This is a genomic window from Cetobacterium sp., from assembly GCF_048470075.1.
Taxonomy (GTDB): domain Bacteria; phylum Fusobacteriota; class Fusobacteriia; order Fusobacteriales; family Fusobacteriaceae; genus Cetobacterium_A.
The window spans coordinates 1-5,004 of the sequence record NZ_DBGBQB010000212.1 but is presented as its reverse complement, the minus strand read 5'-3'; the positions used below and the strand labels follow the sequence as shown (position 1 = coordinate 5,004).

5 protein-coding genes are annotated in these 5,004 nt (G+C 29.8%); 4 read left to right on the top strand and 1 reads right to left on the bottom strand.

Annotation, left to right across the window (positions count from 1 at the left end; translation table 11 throughout):
• The 4 genes from ACMOUI_RS07565 to ACMOUI_RS07550 all read left to right on the top strand — a co-directional run.
• A partial coding sequence (locus ACMOUI_RS07565; RefSeq protein ID WP_418965123.1) for a molybdopterin cofactor-binding domain-containing protein occupies window positions 1-598 on the top strand: 598 nt, incomplete at its 5' end.
• Entirely contained in the window at window positions 595-1,065 is a 471-nt protein-coding gene (locus tag ACMOUI_RS07560; RefSeq protein WP_418965122.1) for a (2Fe-2S)-binding protein, read from the top strand. The genes ACMOUI_RS07565 and ACMOUI_RS07560, both read left to right, overlap by 4 nt.
• The gene (locus ACMOUI_RS07555; RefSeq protein ID WP_418965121.1) at window positions 1,066-1,932 is read left to right on the top strand and encodes an FAD binding domain-containing protein; all 867 of its coding nucleotides are present in this window, start codon (window positions 1,066-1,068) and stop codon (window positions 1,930-1,932) included.
• A gap of 28 nt (window positions 1,933-1,960) precedes the next feature.
• The gene (locus ACMOUI_RS07550; protein WP_418965120.1) at window positions 1,961-3,325 is read left to right on the top strand and encodes a YfcC family protein; all 1,365 of its coding nucleotides are present in this window, start codon (window positions 1,961-1,963) and stop codon (window positions 3,323-3,325) included.
• 118 nt (window positions 3,326-3,443) lie between these two features.
• Here the strand turns inward: ACMOUI_RS07550 and ACMOUI_RS07545 are convergent, their stop codons facing one another.
• Window positions 3,444-4,934: a PTS transporter subunit EIIC gene (locus ACMOUI_RS07545; RefSeq protein WP_418965119.1), complete on the bottom strand. Its 1,491-nt coding sequence runs from the start codon at window positions 4,932-4,934 to the stop codon at window positions 3,444-3,446.
• Window positions 4,935-5,004 lie beyond the last annotated feature (70 nt).

Here is a 5,004-nt window from a genome sequence, read left to right as displayed (position 1 = left end):
CAATTTTTTAGATATAAAAAATGGACATATTATATCAAAATTTGATGACAATATTAGTATTTCTTTTAAAGAAATAGTATTCCATTCAATGTTTGTTGAACAGAAAGAGCTCTTTGTTTCTGTGCATTATAAAAACGAAAGCAATCCAGGTACTACTGCAGCACATTTTGCACAAGTAGAAGTTGATACTTTTACAGGGATGACAAAAGTTTTAAAATATATGGCTTTTCATGACATTGGTAAGGTCATAAATAAAGAGCTTTGTATTGCTCAAATCCAGGGAGCCATACTAATGGGTATTGGTGCTGCTATTTCTGAAAAAATGACAATTAATAGTCTTGGTAAAAGTACTGGAAGTTTCAAAGATTATCATTTAATTAATTGTTATGAAATACCAGATACAGAAGTCTTTTTTATAGAGGAGGGAAATACCGATGGTCCTTTTGGAGCCAAATCAATTGGAGAGGTAGCAATAGTTCCAGTTGTTCCAGCTATTTCAGGTGCCATTAACAATGCTCTTAATTCCTCCTTAGGAACAATGCCTTTAAATCCTGATGCCATTGTAAAATATCTACAAAAAAGAGGTGAAAAACAATGAAATTAAACTTTATAGTAAATGAAAAAAAAGTGGAGTTAGAGGTAAGTCCTGAGAAAAGATTAATAGATATTCTAAGAAAAGATCTTGATTTAACAGGAACAAAAGAGGGATGTGCAGAAGGGGAGTGTGGTGCTTGTACCGTTATTATTGATAAAAAAGCTGTTCACTCATGTTTGGTTCATGCTATTACACTTCAAGGAAAAGAGGTATTGACTATTGAAGGATTGGATAAAAATGGAGAATTAGACATTATTCAAAAATATTTTTTGGAAGAGATTGCAATACAATGTGGTTATTGTACAACAGGAATGATAATGTCTACAAAGGCATTACTATATGAGAATAAAAATCCCAATGATGAGGAGATTAAAATAGCTCTTTCAGGAAACATATGTCGTTGTTCTGGATATGTCCAAATTATTAGTGCTGTTAAAAAAAGTGCAAAAGCGATAAGGGGTGAAGTATAGGTGATAAAACATTATATTCCAAATGACTTAGAAGAGTTGTATCTTTTTTTAAAAAATATGACAAAAAATAGCAAAATTATTAGTGGTGGAACTGATTTAGGAATCTCATTAAATAAAAAAGTCATTATTCCTGATGCTTTATTATACATTGGTAATGTGAAGGAGAGTAAAGAAATATCTTTAAATAATAATGACTATATAGAGATAGGAGCCTCACTTACTCATACAGAGATTCAAAATAATAAAATTATTCAGAAATACTTCACATGTATTGTAGATGCCTGTAAAGATATAGGTTCGGTACAAATACGGAATAATGGGACTATCGGCGGAAATATTGGCAATGCTTCTCCTGCTGCAGATTTGCTTCCTGTTCTATATATGTTAAATACTATAGTTACCATAGCTTCCTCTAAAGGTGAACTAATTGATATTCCTATAAAGGAGTTTATTTTAGGACCTGGAAAAATCAAATTAAATAGTGATGAAGCTATCTTAAAATTTAAAATCCCTGTGATTTATAATTATGAATCAATTTTTTTAAAGCTTGGATTTAGACAAAAATTAACAATTTCAAGAATAGGCCTATGTATAGGATTTAGTTTAAAAAATCAAATTGTAGAAAAAATTGATATTGTTGTTGGAGCTATCTCTTCAAAGCCAGTTGTCCTAGAAAAAGCTGAGAGATATCTTCTAAATAAAAATATTATTAATGATTTTGATGATATACAAGAAGTTGTCTCCACAATTTTATCTGAAACTATTATGACATTAACACCTGAAAATTTTGACAGAGATTATAAAATATGGGCAGCTAAGGGCATTGTGTTTGATATATTTACTCAGATAAAAAATAGAATTTTATGACATATCAAATTAATTGAAAGGCAAGGTTATGAATAAAAAACAAGTTAAAAAAAGAAAAATTGAATTTCCCAATACATACACCATGCTTATTATCATAATGATAGTTGTTGGTATAGGTACCTATTTTATTCCAGCAGGAGAGTTTTCAAGGGTTATATCAAATGGAAAAACAACTGTAGATCCAACGACTTTTACTATAATCGAAAGCAATCCTATTGGAATATTTGATTTTTTTAAAGCTATTCCTCAAGGGATAAACTCTTCATCTATGCTTCTTGTTATGATTCTTTTAACTGGTGGTGCAATACAAGTTTTTGACTCAAATGAAGCGATAAAAAAATCTCTTATTGCTCTTCTTAAAAAATTTGGAGGAAATAATAAAATTATTATTATTGCACTCTCTATTTTCTTTGGAATAATTGGAGCATTTCCTTCAATGTTAGAAGCCATAATTCCATTTGCTCCCATATGTGTTGCTTTAAGTTTGGAGCTTGGATATGATAAGTTATTGGGGATAAGTATTCCTTTATTAAGCTTGATTATAGGATGGACAGCTGGTCCCACTAACGCTTGGACTGTAGGAATAGCCCATAATATATCTGGTCTACCAATGTTTTCTGGAATAGGGTTTAGAGTATTACTTCTTATAGTTTATTTAGTTGTAGTTAATATTTTTTTAATAAGATATGCAAAAAAGATAGAGCGAAAAAATGATGTTGAATCTAATAGAGTTTTGTATGAAAGCGTTTTTGATAAAACATCAAAAATAACAATGATTATTTTTGCAATTACAATAGTTGTAATTATTATTGGAACTCTTAAGTTTAAATGGTCCATTATTGAGATGTCATCAATATATATTATTGGAGCTTTCTTTGCAGGATTAGTCAACAGATACTCATTAAATAAATTTACAGGTATCTATATAGATGGATGTAAGTCTATACTTCCTGCGGCTATGGCCGTTGGATTGGCTAGAACTATTCAAGTACTTCTTGAGCAATCTAAAATTAGTGATACCATAATCAAATTTTTGGCAAATTTTCTAAAAAATTCTAATCCTATTTTTACTGCAATAGGAATGTTTTTTACTCAAGGAATAATCAATATATTTATCCCTTCTGGGAGTGGACAAGCTATGATCACTCTGCCCATAATGATTCCATTATCTGATATTGTGGGAATTTCTAGACAAATAGCTATCATAGCCTTTCAGATGGGTGATGGTATTACCAATCTTATTTTCCCTACGATGGCTGTAACAATGGCATTTTTAAGTTTTGCTGATATAAATTTTATAAAGTGGTTAAAATTCATATTCCCATTTATGATTGTAATTACCTTGGTTTCAATTATATTTTTAATTGCTGCCATTGAAATAAATTTACATTGATATATTGAGCTATCTATGAATTGTTTCTCACTGATAGAAAAAATAATTTTCTAGAGTATTTTGATAAAATAAAAAACACGATTTATTTAAAAATCGTGTTTTTTAGATATCTATATTTTTAATTTTTTAAAAGATTTCTTATATCTCCAGCTATAAATTGTGCTTTTGCTCCAAATATAACTTGAACTCCATACTTTCCTACTTTTATAGTTCCACTTGATCCCAATTTTTTAAAACCTTCTTCATTGACCAAAGAGGTATCTTTTACTTCAACTCTCAATCTTGTTATACAATAATCAATAGAATTGATATTCTCATTTCCACCTAAGTAATTTATTGCCATTGCTGCAATCTCTTTATCAGTAAATTTATCATTTTGATTTTCCAAATCATTTATTAATGCCTCTCTTCCAGGTGTTTTTAAATCAAATTTTCTTATTAAAAATCTGAATCCAAAATAATAGCACATTGCCATAACAGTTCCAAAAATAAGAACCATCATATAATTTGTTTCATATCCTGATAAAGATGGTAATATTCCAAATGATAAAAAGTCAATAAATCCTGCAGAAAACGACTTAGCAATATGTACGTTTAATAGATACATCATCATATAAGATATTCCTGCAAATACTGCATTAAAAAGGTATAAAACAGGTGCTACAAATATAAATGTAAATTCAATAGGTTCCGTTATTCCCGTTAAAAAACAAGTAAACGCTGCTGATAACAATATTCCTGCAACTAATTTTTTATTTTTAGGAAGAGCTTCATGATACATTGCTAATCCTGCGGCTGGTAAAGCCATTAGCATTAGAGGATATTCCCCTTGTAAAAATTTTCCTGCATTTTTATAACTTTCTGATGAAAAGTTTTTTACTCCCTCTTCAAACATTTTAAACCAAATCGCTTGATCTCCATTTATAATATTTCCAGAGTGTGTAGTATATTCCCCAAAATTAAACCAATAAGGAGAATAAAAAATATGATGCAATCCAGTTGGGATTAATGCTCTTTCAGTAAATCCAAAAATAAAAGTTGAAAGTGCTTGGTTTTCCCCATTTGCCAATTTAGATAGTAGCCCAATTGTATTTTGAATTGGTTCCCAAACAAATGGAAAACCTAATCCTATTAAAAATGCAAAAAGTGCTGTAATAATTGGAACAAATCTTTTTCCTGAAAAAAAACCTAAAAAATCTGGTAATTTTATATTGAAAAATTTATTGTACATTGTTGCAGCTAACACTCCAGATATAAGTCCACTAAATATCCCACTCTGCAAAGTTGGAATCCCCATAACACTAGCATATGCTCCACCTTGAGAAGCCATTTCTGGTGTTACTCCTGCTACAATTCCAGCGGTAGAATTTATTATTAATATAGCTACAATTGAAGCTAATGCTGCAATCCCAGATTCACCAGCCAATCCAACCGCTGCACCAACAGCAAATAGCAATGGTAAATTATCAAATAATATTCCTCCAGCATTAGTCATTAATGGAAGATTCAATCTATCTCCAAAAGCCAATAATATACCAGCAGCTGGTAAAATAGAAATAGGTAACATCAATGCTTTCCCTATCTTTTGTAATTTAGAAAATATTTTCATTTTCATTTCCTCCCGTTTATTAAACAATAAGTTTTTTTAAAAAACACTTCATATTCACAATAGTATATAA